This is a genomic window from Blattabacterium cuenoti BPAA, assembly GCF_000348805.1.
GTDB classification, from domain to species: domain Bacteria; phylum Bacteroidota; class Bacteroidia; order Flavobacteriales; family Blattabacteriaceae; genus Blattabacterium; species Blattabacterium cuenoti_B.
In genome coordinates this window covers 363,915-379,494 of record NC_020510.1, presented here as the reverse complement: position 1 = coordinate 379,494, position 15,580 = coordinate 363,915, and the positions used below count along the sequence as shown (strand labels likewise).

16 protein-coding genes and 3 tRNA genes are annotated in these 15,580 nt (G+C 25.0%); 8 read left to right on the top strand and 11 right to left on the bottom strand.

Annotated elements, in window-relative coordinates; all coding sequences use genetic code 11:
* Positions 1 to 3: 3 nt before the first annotated feature.
* Complete coding sequence (locus BPAA_RS01775; protein ID WP_015429958.1) at positions 4 to 1,047, bottom strand: PSP1 domain-containing protein; 1,044 nt, start codon at positions 1,045 to 1,047, stop codon at positions 4 to 6.
* 88 nt (positions 1,048 to 1,135) lie between these two features.
* Here BPAA_RS01775 and coaD point away from each other — a divergent pair, with 88 nt between their 5' ends.
* On the top strand, positions 1,136 to 1,606 hold the full coding sequence (gene coaD, locus BPAA_RS01770; RefSeq protein ID WP_015429957.1) for a pantetheine-phosphate adenylyltransferase: 471 nt from the start codon (positions 1,136 to 1,138) through the stop codon (positions 1,604 to 1,606).
* A gap of 2 nt (positions 1,607 to 1,608) precedes the next feature.
* Here coaD and rnr read toward each other — a convergent pair whose 3' ends face one another.
* Complete coding sequence (gene rnr / locus BPAA_RS01765; protein WP_015429956.1) at positions 1,609 to 3,558, bottom strand: ribonuclease R; 1,950 nt, start codon at positions 3,556 to 3,558, stop codon at positions 1,609 to 1,611.
* Between the two features lie 165 nt (positions 3,559 to 3,723).
* Between rnr and BPAA_RS01760 the strand changes: the two genes are divergently transcribed.
* Together BPAA_RS01760 and glmS are read left to right on the top strand one after the other, a co-directional pair.
* Positions 3,724 to 4,542, top strand: coding sequence for a glycogen/starch synthase (locus BPAA_RS01760; RefSeq protein ID WP_023469938.1), 819 nt, complete (start codon positions 3,724 to 3,726; stop codon positions 4,540 to 4,542).
* A gap of 22 nt (positions 4,543 to 4,564) precedes the next feature.
* Positions 4,565 to 6,415: a glutamine--fructose-6-phosphate transaminase (isomerizing) gene (gene glmS, locus BPAA_RS01755; RefSeq protein ID WP_015429954.1), complete on the top strand. Its 1,851-nt coding sequence runs from the start codon at positions 4,565 to 4,567 to the stop codon at positions 6,413 to 6,415.
* A 132-nt stretch (positions 6,416 to 6,547) separates the two neighbouring features.
* On the opposite strand, the gene BPAA_RS01750 is transcribed toward glmS, so the two are convergent.
* The 5 genes from BPAA_RS01750 to BPAA_RS01730 all read right to left on the bottom strand — a co-directional run bounded on the left by BPAA_RS01750 (position 6,548) and on the right by BPAA_RS01730 (position 9,740).
* On the bottom strand, positions 6,548 to 7,285 hold the full coding sequence (locus tag BPAA_RS01750; protein WP_015429953.1) for a uroporphyrinogen-III synthase: 738 nt from the start codon (positions 7,283 to 7,285) through the stop codon (positions 6,548 to 6,550).
* A 71-nt stretch (positions 7,286 to 7,356) separates the two neighbouring features.
* Positions 7,357 to 7,427, bottom strand: a tRNA-Cys gene (locus BPAA_RS01745).
* Positions 7,428 to 7,442: 15 nt separating this feature from the next.
* Entirely contained in the window at positions 7,443 to 7,796 is a 354-nt protein-coding gene (folB, locus tag BPAA_RS01740) for a dihydroneopterin aldolase (RefSeq protein ID WP_015429952.1), read from the bottom strand.
* A 64-nt stretch (positions 7,797 to 7,860) separates the two neighbouring features.
* A complete protein-coding gene (locus BPAA_RS01735; RefSeq protein WP_015429951.1) occupies positions 7,861 to 8,472 on the bottom strand; it encodes a superoxide dismutase in 612 nt (203 codons plus the stop codon).
* Positions 8,473 to 8,531: 59 nt separating this feature from the next.
* A complete protein-coding gene (locus BPAA_RS01730; RefSeq protein ID WP_081604576.1) occupies positions 8,532 to 9,740 on the bottom strand; it encodes a phosphoglycerate kinase in 1,209 nt (402 codons plus the stop codon).
* Positions 9,741 to 9,868: 128 nt separating this feature from the next.
* Between BPAA_RS01730 and BPAA_RS03110 the strand changes: the two genes are divergently transcribed.
* The 3 genes from BPAA_RS03110 (at position 9,869) to BPAA_RS01720 (ending at position 10,451) form a co-directional block, all read left to right on the top strand.
* A complete protein-coding gene (locus BPAA_RS03110) occupies positions 9,869 to 10,309 on the top strand; it encodes an RpiB/LacA/LacB family sugar-phosphate isomerase (RefSeq protein WP_070097042.1) in 441 nt (146 codons plus the stop codon).
* Positions 10,300 to 10,373, top strand: a tRNA-Asn gene (locus tag BPAA_RS01725). Before BPAA_RS03110 ends, BPAA_RS01725 begins: the two co-directional genes overlap by 10 nt.
* A gap of 4 nt (positions 10,374 to 10,377) precedes the next feature.
* Positions 10,378 to 10,451 (top strand) — tRNA-Pro (locus BPAA_RS01720).
* A gap of 9 nt (positions 10,452 to 10,460) precedes the next feature.
* On the opposite strand, the gene gmk is transcribed toward BPAA_RS01720, so the two are convergent.
* Positions 10,461 to 11,036: a guanylate kinase gene (gmk, locus tag BPAA_RS01715; RefSeq protein WP_015429948.1), complete on the bottom strand. Its 576-nt coding sequence runs from the start codon at positions 11,034 to 11,036 to the stop codon at positions 10,461 to 10,463.
* 64 nt (positions 11,037 to 11,100) lie between these two features.
* Here gmk and BPAA_RS01710 point away from each other — a divergent pair, with 64 nt between their 5' ends.
* A complete protein-coding gene (locus BPAA_RS01710) occupies positions 11,101 to 12,090 on the top strand; it encodes an aspartate-semialdehyde dehydrogenase (protein WP_015429947.1) in 990 nt (329 codons plus the stop codon).
* Here the strand turns inward: BPAA_RS01710 and rsmI are convergent.
* Positions 12,087 to 12,761, bottom strand: coding sequence for a 16S rRNA (cytidine(1402)-2'-O)-methyltransferase (rsmI, locus tag BPAA_RS01705; protein WP_023469936.1), 675 nt, complete (start codon positions 12,759 to 12,761; stop codon positions 12,087 to 12,089). The two genes, BPAA_RS01710 and rsmI, sit on opposite strands and share 4 nt — an antisense overlap.
* Before the next feature lie 246 nt (positions 12,762 to 13,007).
* On the opposite strand from rsmI, the gene BPAA_RS01700 reads away from it, so the two are divergent.
* Positions 13,008 to 13,445: an LvrA C-terminal domain-related protein gene (locus tag BPAA_RS01700; protein WP_231840102.1), complete on the top strand. Its 438-nt coding sequence runs from the start codon at positions 13,008 to 13,010 to the stop codon at positions 13,443 to 13,445.
* Between the two features lie 13 nt (positions 13,446 to 13,458).
* On the opposite strand, the gene BPAA_RS03180 is transcribed toward BPAA_RS01700, so the two are convergent.
* Together BPAA_RS03180 and BPAA_RS01695 are read right to left on the bottom strand one after the other, a co-directional pair.
* Positions 13,459 to 14,550: a DNA topoisomerase gene (locus tag BPAA_RS03180; RefSeq protein WP_262483647.1), complete on the bottom strand. Its 1,092-nt coding sequence runs from the start codon at positions 14,548 to 14,550 to the stop codon at positions 13,459 to 13,461.
* On the bottom strand, positions 14,526 to 15,563 hold the full coding sequence (locus BPAA_RS01695) for a type IA DNA topoisomerase (RefSeq protein WP_262483646.1): 1,038 nt from the start codon (positions 15,561 to 15,563) through the stop codon (positions 14,526 to 14,528). Before BPAA_RS01695 ends, BPAA_RS03180 begins: the two co-directional genes overlap by 25 nt.
* Positions 15,564 to 15,580: the final 17 nt, after the last annotated feature.

Here is a 15,580-nt window from a genome sequence, read left to right as displayed (position 1 = left end):
TTGTTATATAGATAGATCTTTAAATGTTAATTCTGTTTTTTGAATAGTATTGATAGTTGATAATTCTTCTAAAGGAGGTGCTATTTTATTTTTTTCTAAAATTTCTTTAATTTTTTTTACTTCTATTCTAAACCAAGTATTGGGGTTTTTAATATAAGAAAACCACATTTTTCGTTTAAAAACATCAATTTTCATACACTGAGCTGCTCCTTTTTCTGTATAAATTTTTCTATTAAAATCTGGAAAATCTTTTATAGCATCTAAGTAAGCATCTAATTCATAATTCAGACAGCATTTTAATTTACCACATTGTCCGGTTAGTTTTTGAATATTTATAGAGAGTTGTTGATATCTTGCTGAATTGGTTGTTACACTTTTAAATTTTTTTAACCAAGTGGAACAACAAAGCTCACGACCACAAGAACCGATTCCACCAATTTTTGCAGCCTCTTGTCTATATCCTATTTGACGCATTTCTATACGTGTATGAAAATAAAAAGCGAATTCTTTAATTAATTTTCTAAAGTCAATTCTATTTTCAGCTGTATAATAAAAGATAGCTTTTCTTCCATCTCCTTGATATTCTACATCACAAATTTTCATAATAAGATTTAGATTTTTTGCAATTTTTTTAGCTTTGAAAAGAGTTGTATTTTCTTTTTTTTTAAAATATTTCCAAATATTTACTTCTTTATATGTTGATTTTCTGTATACCTTTCTAAAAGTTTTTGAATTAATAGTTTGATTTCTTATTTGTAATCTTGCCAATTCTCCAGTTAAATAAACTACTCCTACATCATGTCCTATACCGGATTTAGTTTCTACAGTTACAATATCTCCCTGATCAAGAAATATTTTTTCTTGATTAAGAAAAAATTCTTTTCTATTATTTTTAAATTGTATTTCTACAATATTATATTTTTGGCCTTCAAAAGGAGATTGAATATTAGATAACCAATCCAATACATTAAGTTCGTAACATTTTTTTTTTAAAATACTTTCTTTTTTTTCACATTTATTTAAACAATCAGAGCATGATTTGTTCATTATTTATTATAATAATATTCTAATTTAGAAGAAAAAATAAATGATATTTTTTCCAAAAAAAATTTATATATAAATATATTTCTAAAAAATGAATAAAAAAATTGCAGTATTTCCTGGATCTTTTGATCCCATTACTTTAGGACATTATGATATTATTATTAGGGCTTTAAATTTATTTGATAAAATTGTTATAGCTATAGGGAAAAATTTTGAAAAGAAAAATATGTTTTCTCTTAAAAAGAGAAAAAAGTGGATACAAAAAACTTTTTTAAGTTTATCACATAAAATAGAAATCGATTCATTCAACGGATTAACAATTTCTTTTTGCATAAAAAGAAAAGCTAAATTCTTATTAAGAGGAGTCCGAAATCAATTGGATTTTGAATTTGAAAAAAATATATTTTTGATAAATAAAGAATTATATAAAAAACATATTATTGAAACAGTTTATCTTTTTTCTTCTTATGATAAATCTCATATAAGTTCTTATATTGTGAGAGATGTGATAAAAAATGGAGGAGATTATACGACATTTGTCCCTTCTTCTGTTAGGATATAAATTCATGTATGATCAACCCAATCAAGAATTATTTGTTTTTTTTCTATATTGACATCCATAAGTTTTACTTTTACTTTATCTCCTAAATAATAAGTCTTTCTTTTTTTTTTTCCAATTATACTATAATTATTTGAATTTAAAATATAAGAATCTTCTTTAATATCACGTAATTTTACCATTCCTTCAGTTTGAAACAATAATAAATCAATATAAACACTCCAATCAGTAAATCCTGTAATAATACCATAAAATTCTTTTCCTATAAATTTTTTTATATATTTTACTTGTATGAATTTTAGAAATTCTCTCTCTATATCTATAGCTAAACGTTCTTTATAACTACAATGTTGGGTTTGTTTTTCATAACATTCTATCGTTTTAAGTTTGTATTTATTCCTTTTTTTATTATTATTTAAATAATAATATAACAAACGATGAGCAATTATATCTGAATATCTTCTTATGGGAGAAGTAAAATGAGTATAGTATATGAAAGACAATCCATAATGTCCTATATTTTTTGTAGAATATTTAGCTTTACTCATGGAACGAAGAATTAAATTCTCAATCATATTTTGTTCTGGTTTTCCTTTGATTTGTTTTAATAAATGATTTATAGAAGTTTTTAAATTTTTTAAATCTAAAAAATAACCTAAAGGTTCTATAATTTTTTTAAGAGATAAAATCTTCTGAAAATCAGGTTTATCATGTATCCTGTAAATATATAGTTTATTAGAAGGTATTCCATTCAAATTTAAGCTAACAAATTCTGAAATTTTTCGATTAGTTAATAACATAAATTCTTCAATTAAACGATGAGCATCATTGTTTTTTTCCAAATGTAAAGATGTTGGATTGTTTTTTTCATCTAGATGAAACTTTACCTCCACTTTTTCCAGATAAATTCCTCCATTTTTTAATCGATTTTGAATTAATATTTTAGAAAATGAAAATAATGTGTAAATATCTTCATAATAATCTCCTTTTTTTTGATCTATAATACACTGAACTTCTTCATACGTAAACTTTCGATCAGATCGTATTATGGTTTTTCCAAACCAACTTTTCAATATTTCTCCTTGACTATTTATATTAAAAATATAGGAAAAACTTAATTTATCTTTTTTTGGTTGTAAAGAACAAAGATTATTAGACAATATTTTTGGAAGCATAGGAATAACTTTTCCTACAAAATAAATTGATGTAGCACGTGAATATGCTTCTTTATCTAATAAACTTCCTTCTTTTATATAATGAGAAACATCAGAGATATGTACCCCTATTTCCCAAATATCAGTATTCAATTTTCTAATAGAAAGGGCGTCATCAAAATCTTTTGCATTTAAAGGATCTATAGTAAAAGTATTTACGTTTCGCATATCTTTTCTAAAGCTTAAATCTATAATTTGTTCGGAAAAAATTTTTTCAGCTTCATTTTCCATTTTTTTGGAAAATTTGTAGGACATTTTATATTCTTCTAATAAAGAATAAATTTCTGTTTTGTATTCTCCAGAAGATCCGAATACTTTTATGATTTTTCCCAAAGGATTTCTCAATTTTTGAGGCCATGATATAATTTGAACCAATACCTTATCATTGTGATGATACTTATCCAATTTTTTCATGGAAACTAAAATATCTACATGAATACTATTATTATGTACGATTCCATATTTATCATTAGATTGGATATTCGATTTTTTTAATATTCCAATAAATTGTTTAGTTTTTCTCTTTATGATTTTTAAAACTTCTCCTTCTATTTTCACTCCTTTATAATAAAATCTAATTTTGACTAAATCTCCTTCTAATGCTTGATGGATTTTATTTTTTGGAATAAAAATATCTTTTTGAAATTCCTTTATATGAACAAATGCATACCCATGATTAGTAATATTAATAAATCCTGTAGATAAATTATTGTAATATTTTTTTTTTCTTTCTTTTTTCATGACAAAAACATATTTATCTATTAAAAAGTTAAAAATCTATAATCTAAAAATTTTTAATAAAAAAATCACTGTTTAATTTTTGTTATTAAACTTAGGATATTATTTATTATATTTGCAATGATCCGTTTTTTTACTATATATAAAAAAATAAAAATAACTCTTAAGATGACAGGTAAACGTATATTATATGTTTCTTCGGATTTATTTCCTTTTTCTTCAGAGAATCCGATATCCTTATCTGTGTTAAAAGCCACTAAGTTTATGCAATCAATAGGAAACGATGTACGTATATTTATGCCTCGTTTTGGAGTCATCAATGAAAGAAGACATCAATTACATGAAGTCATTCGTTTATCAGGCATGAATTTAGTGATCAATGATATTGATCAACCTTTATTAATAAAAGTAGCATCCATTCCTGATGCTAGATTACAAGTCTATTTTATAGACAACGAAGAATATTTCAAAAGAAAAGCAATAGATCAAGATGAAAATGAAGTTTTTTTTCTAGATAATGATGAAAGAGCTTTATTTTTTACAAAAGGAGTTTTAGAAACTGTAAAAAGACTAAATTGGAAACCTGATATTATACACATATATGGATGGATAAGTTCTTTGATTCCTTTATATATTAAGAATTTTTATAAAAATGATCCTGTGTATCAAAATGTAAAGATTGTCGTATCTATTTATAATAAACCTTTTAAGGGTTTTTTGAATAAAGATATTATTCGAAAAATAAAATTTGATGGTATCAAATCTAAACAATTAAAATTGTTAGAAAATCCAAATTATTTTAATTTAATCAAATTATGTATGTATTTCTCAGATGCGATTATAAAAGGAGATCTTTTTTTTCCAGAAGAAATAGAAAATTATATAAAAGTGAATAAACTATTAGTATTAAAATATTATCCTGTAGAAGAAATAGAAACCGTTTATCAACAATTTTATAAAGAAACTATTTTAGAACAAATAAATTAAATAGATATTATTTTTATCTAAAATGTGTGGTATAATTGGTTATTTGGGTTATAGAGAAGCTTATCCTATTCTTATTAGTGGATTAAAAAAATTGGAATATAGAGGATATGATAGTTCTGGAATTGCTGTCTTTTTTAAAAATGGATATAATTTATATAAGACAAAGGGTAGAGTTCATGAATTGGAAAAAAAAATTTCTTCATATAGAATTCAAATAAAAGGAACAATGGGAATTGGTCATACAAGATGGGCTACTCATGGTATTCCAGATAACATTAATGCTCATCCTCATGTTTCTAATTCTAATGAATTGATTATGATTCATAATGGAATTATAGAAAATTACTATGCTATTAAAATTATTCTGTTGAAAAATGGATTTACTTTTAAGAGTAAAACGGACACAGAGGTTCTCGTTAATTTGATTGAGTATCTTAAAAAAGAAAATAAATTATCTTTAAAAGAAGCTGTAAGAATTTCATTAAATGAAATTGTAGGTGCATATTCTATTGCTATAGTAGAAAAATCTCATCCCGAAACAATTATTATTGCAAAATTGGGAAGTCCTTTGTCTTTGGGTATTAATGAAAAAGAATTTTTTGTTTCATCTGATCCCATTTCTTTTATGGATTATACAAAAAATGTTCTTTATTTAAAAGATGGAGAAATGGCAATCCTTAAAAAAGGAAAGGATTTAGACCTTAGAAAGATTGTAGATAACCATCGATTAAATCCAATTATTAAACAACTTAAAATCAATTTAAAAGAAATTGAGAAAGGAAAATATAAATATTTCATGTTGAAAGAAATATATGAACAACCTAAAACAATTTTAGATACTTTACGAGGTCGATTATTAATTCCAGAAAAAATTATTTGTATTGACGGAATTGAATCTAACAAAAATATTTTTATAAATGCTAAATGTATAACTATAGTAGCATGTGGGACCTCGTGGCACGCCAGTTTAATAGGAGAATATTTATTAGAAGAGTTAACACGTATTCGTGTAGAAGTAGAGTACGCTTCTGAATTCAGGTATAGAAATCCTATTATAGGAAAAAAAGATATTGTTATTGTAATTTCTCAATCAGGAGAAACAGCTGATACTTTAGCCGCTTTGAAATTAGCAAAAAAAAAAGGAGCTTTTGTATTTGGAATTTGCAATGTAGTAGGATCATCTATAGCACGAAATGTAGATGCAGGAGCTTATACACATGCCGGTCCTGAAATCAGTGTGGCTTCTACAAAAGCTTTTACGGCACAAATTACAGTTCTTGTTTTATTGGCTTTAATTATAGGAAAATATAGATCTACCATTAATGACCGTTGTTATGAATTTTTATGTAAAGAACTTGGATCTATTCCAGAAAAAGTTGATTATACATTAAAAATGGATGACACTATAAGAAAGATATCTCAAGTATATCATAATGTAAATCATTTTCTTTATTTAGGTAGAGGGATTAATTTTCCGGTAGCTTTAGAAGGGGCTTTAAAATTAAAGGAAATCTCCTATATTCATGCAGAAGGATATCCTGCAGCAGAAATGAAACATGGTCCTATAGCTTTAGTTGATGAAAATATGCCAGTATTTGTTATTGCGACAAAGAAAGGATATTACAACAAAATTATTGGAAATATTCAAGAAATTAAAGCTAGAAAAGGAAAAATTATAGCGATTGTTAACGAAGGGGATATTCAAGTTAATATGTTAGCAGATCATGTGATAAAAATACCGAATATTTCTGAAATACTTAGTCCGTTAATAACTGTTATACCTCTTCAATTATTTGCTTATCAAATAGCCTATATCCGTGGAAAAAATGTGGATAAACCAAGAAATTTAGCAAAATCAGTAACAGTAGAATAGAATAACGATTCTTACATTACGAGTGTAATATTCTTGAATTCAAGTTCTTATTTTAAAATAATTAATTATTTAATTAATTATTAAATTTATTATATAACCGAAACAACGTATAGGTCGTTTTTTATTAAACTTTTAGTTTTTTATAATATATTTTTCTAAAGCCATAGCCATAGAAGGAAATTCCGGTGTGGGGACTTTTATATCAATTTTTAATCCTGCTTTATAAGCAGCATCTAATGTATTTTTACCAAAGGTAGCAATTTTAATATTGTTCTGATCAAAATTAGGAAAATTATCAAATAAAGATTTGATTTCTGCTGGACTAAAAAAAACTAAAATATCATAGTATATATGTTTTAAATCAGATAAATCACTAGAAGTTGTTTTATATAAAATAGCTCTTTTCCAAAAAATGTTTTGTTTATTTAACATATCAGGAATTTCTGGTTTCAGTATATCCGAAGAAGGTAAAAGGAATTTCTCTTGGAAATGTTTTTGAATATAAGGGAGTATATCTTTGAATGATTTATTTCCAATATGAATTTTTCTTTTTCGAAAAACAATATATTTTTGCAAATAGTAAGCTATAGTTTCTGTTTGACAAATATATCTCATAGAAACAGGAACTTTAAAACGCATTGATTCTGCTAGTCTGAAATAGTGATCTACAGATTTTTTACTAATAAAAAGAACCACGGTAAAATCAGAAAAGTTTATTTTCTGTTTTCTTACATCACTGGATGATGCTCCTTTTACTTCTATAAAAGACCTAAAATCAATATTTATATTTTTATTTTTACTAAGTTTTATATATGGGGCATTAGATCCACCACTAAGAGGTTGTGAAATCAGAATATTATTTATCTTCATCCTTTTTTATACAATAGAGTTAATTTTTTGATTTTTAAAAAAATTGCAAATGTGTACGAAAAAGTTTAAAAAGGCACAGAGCGGAATCGAACCGCTATAAAAGGTTTTGCAGACCCATGCCTTTCCATTCGGCCACAGTGCCATAAATAAACGAGAATCAATCATCTAAAATAATGCATACTCTATCTACATTTCCTTGTAACGGAGGATTTTCCTTACAAATTTTTATTTTTGTATTTTTTATTAAAGGTTTTTTATATTCTTTTATCCTTTGAATTATTCTTTGTGCTAAATGTTCAATTAATTTAGAATTAATATTCATTTCTTTTTTGACAATAGAATACAAATCTACATAATTAATAGTTTTGGATAAATCATCATTAGTAGATGCTTGATGAAAATCAAATTCAACTTCTAAATAAATCGTATAATGAGATCCAACATATTCCTCTTCTGGCATGCATCCATGAAATCCAAATAGTTTAATATTTTCTAATACAATTTTTCCCAAAAAAAAATATTATTTATTTAGTTTAATATTTTCTAATACAATTTTTCCCAAAAAAAAATATTATTTATTTTTTTGCTTTTTTGTAATTTTCTTCTACTTTTATCCAATTCACTATTTTCCAAAAAGAAGAAATGTAATCTAAACGACGATTTTGATATTGTAAATAATAAGCATGTTCCCAAATATCCAATCCTAATATTGGAATTCCTTCACAACCCATTCTATACATAAGAGGATTATCTTGATTTTTTGTAGAACAAATTGTTAATTTATCATCTTTTATACATAACCAAGTCCATCCAGAACCAAAATGGTTAGCTGATACCTTAGAAAAATCGTCTTTAAAAGAATCAAAAGAATCAAAGTTTTTTTGAATAATTTCATTGAAATTTCTACTTGGATGAGTATATTTTGTATGAGGAATTAATATTTCCCAAAAAAGATTATGATTATAAAAACCTCCTCCATTATTCCGTATTATTGGAGATTCAATATGAGCTCTTTTTAAGATTTCTATTATGGATAAATTTATCATGCTTGTATTTGAAATAGCCTTATTTAAGTTATTTGTATAAGTAGCATGATGTTTATTGTAATGAATATCCATTGTTTTTCTATCTATATAAGGTTCAAAATCTTTATATGAATAAGGTAATTTTGGAAGTTTAAATGACATAGTTATTTTTTTTAAATATGTTTTATTAAGAAAACAAATATAATCAAAAACCTTGGTTTTTATATTATTATTGCATTTATTCCGGGAAGTGTTTTATTTTTTAAACAATCTAACATTGCTCCTCCTCCAGTAGATAAATAACTTATTTTTTTATCACAATTTTCCATTTTTAGTGAAGCAATAGAATCTCCTCCTCCTACTAAAGAGAACGCACCTTTTTCAGTTGCATTTGCAATTGCTCTTGCTATGGATTTAGTTCCTAAAGAAAAATTTGAAAATTCGAAAACACCTACAGGGCCATTCCATAAAATAGTTTTTGATTTTTCTATAATGTTGCAAAAATTTTTTATAGAAAGAGGGCCTATATCTAATCCCATCCATCCATTTGGAATAGAATGAATAGGTACAATTTTAGTATTGGCTTCATTTTTAAATGAATCAGCTATTACCACATCTTTTGGAAGATGGATGATACTAATTTTATTTTTATATTTTTGAAAAAAATTTTTTAATGTTTTTTCAATCGTTTGATCCTTTTCAATCGTAGAATTTCCTATTCTTCCTCCTTTTATTTTTATAAAAGGATAAGACATTCCACCACCTATTAGAATAGAATCTGCGAAATCAACGAAACTTTCAACAAGTTTTATTTTAGAAGAAATTTTTGCTCCTCCTAATAAAACAGTAATAGGTCTTTTTCCTTTTCCATATAAAAACTGATCTAAATATTGAATTTCTTTTTTCATAAGAAGACCAATACATTTTTTATTTCCAAAAAACCTTGGAAGAATAGTTATGGAAGTATGAAACCGATGAACTACTCCAAAAGCATCGTTAACATAGATATCTCCTAATTTTGATAATTCATAAGCGAAATTTATGTCTTCTTTCTCTTCTTCTTTATAAAAACGTAGATTTTCCAATAACAAAATTTCACCATGTTTTAATTCATGAACTTTATTTATTACAGCTTCTCCTATACAATCTTCGAAAAAAAAAACATTGATTTTTAGTTGTTGATATAAATAATCAGCTAAAAATTTTAAAGAATAAGTTTTAGTAGGGATTCCTTTTGGCCTTCCAAAATGAGAAATAAGAACGATTTTTCCTTTCTCAGAAATAATTTTTTGAATAGTAGGAATACTATATTGAATACGTGTATCATCTATTATTTTTTGAAATTTGTTTACAGGAACATTAAAATCTACCCTTATTAGAGCTGTTTGATTTTCGAAATTGAAATCGTCAACAGTTTTTATTTTTTTCATCATTTAAGAAAGACATTTTTTATAAAGCATTAAATGATATGATCAACATGCCACAATATATTAAAAATAATAAAAATTTTCAAATTTTTGATGTATATTTATTTTTGTTTTTTTTGCGAAAAAATGGAATGTTAATAGCAATAGGATCTGATCATACGGGTGTACATTATAAATATGCAATCAACAATTTTTTGATGAAACAAGGTCACAAAATCAAAGATTTTGGATTTTCCGAATATGGAAAACAAGTTGATTATCCTGACTTTGTTCATCCTACAGCGGAATTTGTCAATCAAGGAAAAGCTAATTTCGGAATCATTATATGTGGAAGCGGAAATGGAGCAGCTATGACGGCTAATAAATATAAAAAAATTCGTGCCGCTTTAGTATGGAAAAAAGAAATAGCTGTTTTAGCAAGAAAACATAATAATGCTAATATCATTAGTTTTCCAGCACGTTTTATAAATCAAAATGAAATTATAGAAATTGTAGAAATATTTTTGAAAACAAATTTTGAAGGTGGAAGGCATAAAATAAGGATAAAAAAAATACCTATAAATCCTCAGTAGCTCAGTTGGTTAGAGCACCTGACTGTTAATCAGGGTGTCGCTGGTTCGAATCCAGCCTGAGGAGTCATCGGGGTGTAGCTCAGTCGGTTAGAGTACACGTCTGGGGGGCGTGTGTTTGCTGGTTCAAATCCAGTCACCCCGATTTTTTTTTTCATAAAATAAAATTGGAAACAATCTGGATTGCTTTTTTTTTTGTTTGATATAAATCAAAATTGAATAAAACAAAATCAAATAATTTTGCATAACTATTTTCTTTTCTTGCCTTATTTAAACGGATATTTATGTTCGTTTTATTGTTTTTTTCATCATAAGATCTTGTAAACAATCTTTTTTTTAAAATTTTTATAGAATTTACCATTATAAATATGGATAAGGAATTGTTGGGATATTGTTTTTTTAAATTTAATCCTCCTTTTACATCTATATCGAATAAAACATGTCGATTTGATTTCAAAATTTTTGAAATTTCGTTTTTTAAAGTTCCATAAAATAATTGAGGATAAACCTCTTCCCATTCTGCGAATTGATGTGTTTTGATTTTGGAAATAAAAGAGTTCACAGATAAAAAATAATAATCTTTTCCATGTTTTTCATTGTTTCGAATAGATCGTGTAGTACATGAAACAGAAAATTTTAATTCCGGAAATCTTGAAAGTAAACAATGCGAAATAGTGGTTTTTCCAGATCCAGAAGGACCTGATAAAATAATCATTTTTCCTTTTTTCATTATATTTTATCTAACTTTGTTCCATTATGGAAAATTAAGCTTTTGTAAAAAAAATTCGTATAAAATGAAATTAGGAATAATTGGAGTAACAGGTATGGTAGGTCGTGTAATGATTCATCTTTTAGAAAAAAGAAATTTTCCATTAAAAAAGCTGTATTTGTCCGCTTCTAATAAATCTGTTGGTAAAGAATTTTTGTTTAAAAAAAAGATATATAAAGTCATTAGTATATATGATTTATTTTTGAAAAGACCTGATATTGTTTTATTTTCAGCAGGATCTGATATATCAAAAAAATGGGCCCCAAAATTTTCAGGTATAGGATCTATTGTTATTGATAATTCTTCTGCATGGAGAATGGATTCAGAAAAAAAGTTAATTGTTCCTGAAATTAATGCTTCTTGTTTGTGTAAAAAAGATAAAATTATTGCAAACCCAAATTGTTCTACAATACAATTAGTTATGGTTTTATTTCCTTTACACATGAAATATGAAATTAGTAGAATTATTATTTCAACTTATCAATCAGTCACAGGAACTGGAAAACAGGCTTTAGATCAGCTATGTAAAGAACAAAAAGGACATTCTTCTCTCAAAGTGTATCCATATCCTATTTATCAAAATGTTTTACCTCATTGTGATCAATTTACAGAAAATAAATACACAATAGAAGAGATGAAACTGATAAATGAAACCAAAAAAATAATGAATGATTATAATATAGGAATAACAGCAACATCCGTTCGTGTTCCTGTTATAGGAGGACATTCAGAGAGTGTTAATATTACATTTAGAAAAAAACCTAATATAGATTGTATCTATAAAATTTTATTAAAAACAAAAGGAATAATAGTTCAGGATAATCCAAAAAAAAATATTTATCCAATGCCATTATATGCTCATAAAAAAGATGAAGTTTTTGTAGGTAGAATTCGAAAAGATTTTTCATTTCAAAATTCTATCAATCTTTGGATAGTGGCAGACAATCTTCATAAAGGAGCAGCTACCAATGCAATTCAAATTGCAGAATTTTTAATAAAAAAAAAACATATTTAATTTTTTTTCAAAACTTTTTCAATAATAATAGTATATTCTCCTAATATTTTTTTTATATTTTTATAATATAGAATCATTTTTTCTATGTTCCCTCTTGAGATATTTTGAAAATATTTGGATATTTCTTTACATATAGCAATATTTCTTTTTGATCCAAAAAAATATTTTATGTCATTTAATGTTTGTAATAATCTATGAGGAGATTCATATAATATAACAGTTCTATTTTCTTTAGATAAATTTTCTAGTTTAATTTTTCTTTTTTTTTTTGGTAAAAATCCTATAAAAGTAAATTCATTAGTAGATATACCTGAACAAACTAATGCTGGAACAAAAGCTGTAGGTCCAGGTAAACATTCTATATAGATAGAAGCTTTAATACAAGATCTAATGAGTAAAAAACCTGGATCAGATATACTTGGAGTTCCTGCATTAGATATTAACGCTAATTTTTTTCCTTCTTTTATTTTTGTTATAAGATAAGGAACTATTTTATGTTCATTGTAAATATGATATTTATTTATATTGTTCTTGATATGATAAAAATCTAATAGTTTTTTGGAAACTTTATAATTTTCTACTAAAATCAAATCTACCTCTTTTAAGATTCGTAAGCTCCTGAAAGTGAAATCCTCTAGATTTCCTATAGGAGTGGGCACAATATATAACATATATAAGATATCAAACATTTTTGATGTAAAAAAAAAGATATAATAAATCTATTATTTTAAAAATAAAAAACCATAACTTCTGTCATGGAGTTTTTGAAATTATGTTGGAATAATTCTTATTAATTTTTGTCAATTTATAAGAATTGTTTGATTTAAAATAATTAAACTAGATTATGTTAAATACTTTTTGAAACTGAAAATTTCTTCATAATAAATAATTTTGAGTTTATGCATTAATTGATGTTGATGAAATCAATAATAATGATAGGAAAACAATATATATTTAAAAGTCGTTTAGTATCTGGAGATATAATATTTAAATATGATTTAAATGGTTTTTTAAGAGAAGTTATTTTTCCTGAAAAACTTTCTTTACCGCATTATGTATGGATAGGAAAGTATTTACCTTATAATGAATCTATTATAACTAAAATGAAAAAATCTAGAGCCGCTTTTTCAATAGAAGAAATTCCTGCTGATTTATCTTTTGATCGTTTTTGGACAGATTACAGATATAAAGTAGGAAAAAAAAAAATGGCTGAAAATATATGGAATCGAATGTCTTTATCTGATAGAGTTAAAGCCTTATCTTATATTCCTAAATATTTAGATCATATCAAGCGTACAGGACATGATCAAGCTTATCCAACAACTTATTTAAATCAAAGGTATTTTGATACTTAGTTTAACTAATTTTTTAGTTTATTTGATCTTCATTTTTCATTATAATGTTAATAGCTTTTTCTAAATTTAATGAATTATTAAAAAAAATTTTTTCATCAATTGGAATTGATTTATTATTATATTTAATATAAATATTAAATTTATTAATCTTTAATAAAACTTCTTTTTTATCAAGTATGCCCAATGATTTGGGTAATTCAATAATTTTCAAAGCTTCTGTTAAAGAAATTTCTTCTATTTTTTGCTTATTTAATAAAGGATAAAATTTTGGTTTATCTTCATTATTAAATTCACCCATTTGAACAACAGGTCCATATTTTGCTATTCTTACAAAAATTTTTTTATTAGATTTCGGATCCTTTCCAAGAAAACGTTTTTTATGAATTTTATTTACATTATTTTTAACAGATTGTATTTCTTTATCAAATTCATTATAAAAATCTTCAAGGATCTTGATCCAAGATTGTTTACCTTTGGCTATATCATCAAAATTTTTTTCTAAACTTGCAGTAAAACTGTAATTTATTATTCTATAAAAATTTTTTTTCAAGAAATCAGTAGTTAAAATTCCTATTTCTGTAGGAAAGAATTTATTTTTTTCTATTTCAGTAAATTCATCATTTTTTTTAGTAATTAAATTTCCTTTTAAAAGAAAGATTTCACGTATTTCTATTTTTTTTGAAATCTTTTGTACACTGACATAATTTCTTTTTTGAATGGTGTAAATTGTGGGAACATAAGTAGAAGGTCTTCCAATACCTAATTGTTCCAGTTTCTTTACTAAACTAGCTTCAGTATATCTACGTAAATGATTTTGAAAAACTTGCTGAGCGGTAATTTCTTTTCTTTCTAGAAAAGAACCTTTTTTGATTGTATCGAAATGAAATTTTTTTTCTTTTTTGAAAATTTTCATAAATCCATCAAATAAAACAGTTTTTTTTGTACAAATAAAAAAACATTCTAAATGAGAAGATTGAATGTAAATATCTTTTTTTTCAAAAATAGCATCTGTCATTTGTCCTATGATCGTTCGTTCCCATATTAGTTTATAAAGACGTTTTTGAAATACATCTAAAGGATTTAGATAATTTTCTTCAAAATTAATAATAGTAGGATGAATCGCACTGTGAGCTTCTTGAGAGAATTTTTTTTTTTTATATATTTTTTTTTTATAGATAAATATTTTGTTCCATATAAAGAAAGTATATAATTTTTAATATCTAATAATATAGTTTTTGATAAACTTGTACTATCTGTTCGAATATATGTAATAAATCCTTTTTCATATAATTTTTGAGCTAATAGCATTGTTTTGGATATAGAATAATTTAGCTTGTGACAAGCTTCCTGTTGTAAAGAAGAAGTAGTAAATGGAAGTGGTGGACTTTTTTTTTCTTGTTTTATAGTAGTTTTTTTTACTGTAAAAGTGCTATTGATACATGATGACAAAATATTTTTCATTTCCTTTTTATTTTCTATCTTTTTTTCCAATTTAGCATTGAGAATAATTTTTTGTTCAGAATTAGTGAAAATTCCATTTATTTGATAAACTGGATAAGGAATAAAATCTTGAATTTTTTTTTCTTGTTCTACTATTAATCTTACAGCAACAGATTGAACTCTACCTGCAGAAAGACCTGTCTTTATTTTTTTCCATAAAATAGGAGATAATTGAAATCCTACTAATCGATCTATAATTCTTCTAGTTTGTTGAGCATAAACTAAGTTATAATCAATTAATCTTGGGTTTTTTATAGCATGTAAAATTGCTTTTTTTGTAATTTCGTGAAAAACTATTCTTCTGTATTTTTTATCAGGAATATTAAAGATTTTATAAATTTGATAGGCAATAGCCTCTCCTTCACGGTCTTCATCAGAAGCCAACCAAATAATTTCGTAATTTTTTATTAATTTTTTAAGATTTTGAACAATTTGTTTTTTTTTAGGTAATATTACATAATTTGGTTTAAAATTTTCTTGAATTTTAACTCCTATTTCTTTTTCTGGTAAATCTATAATATGTCCATAACTAGATACTACACAATAATTTTTTCCTAAAAACGTTTGTATTGTATGAGCTTTAGTTGGAGATTCTACAATCACCAAATTTTTTTTCATATAATTTTTTGAATTTT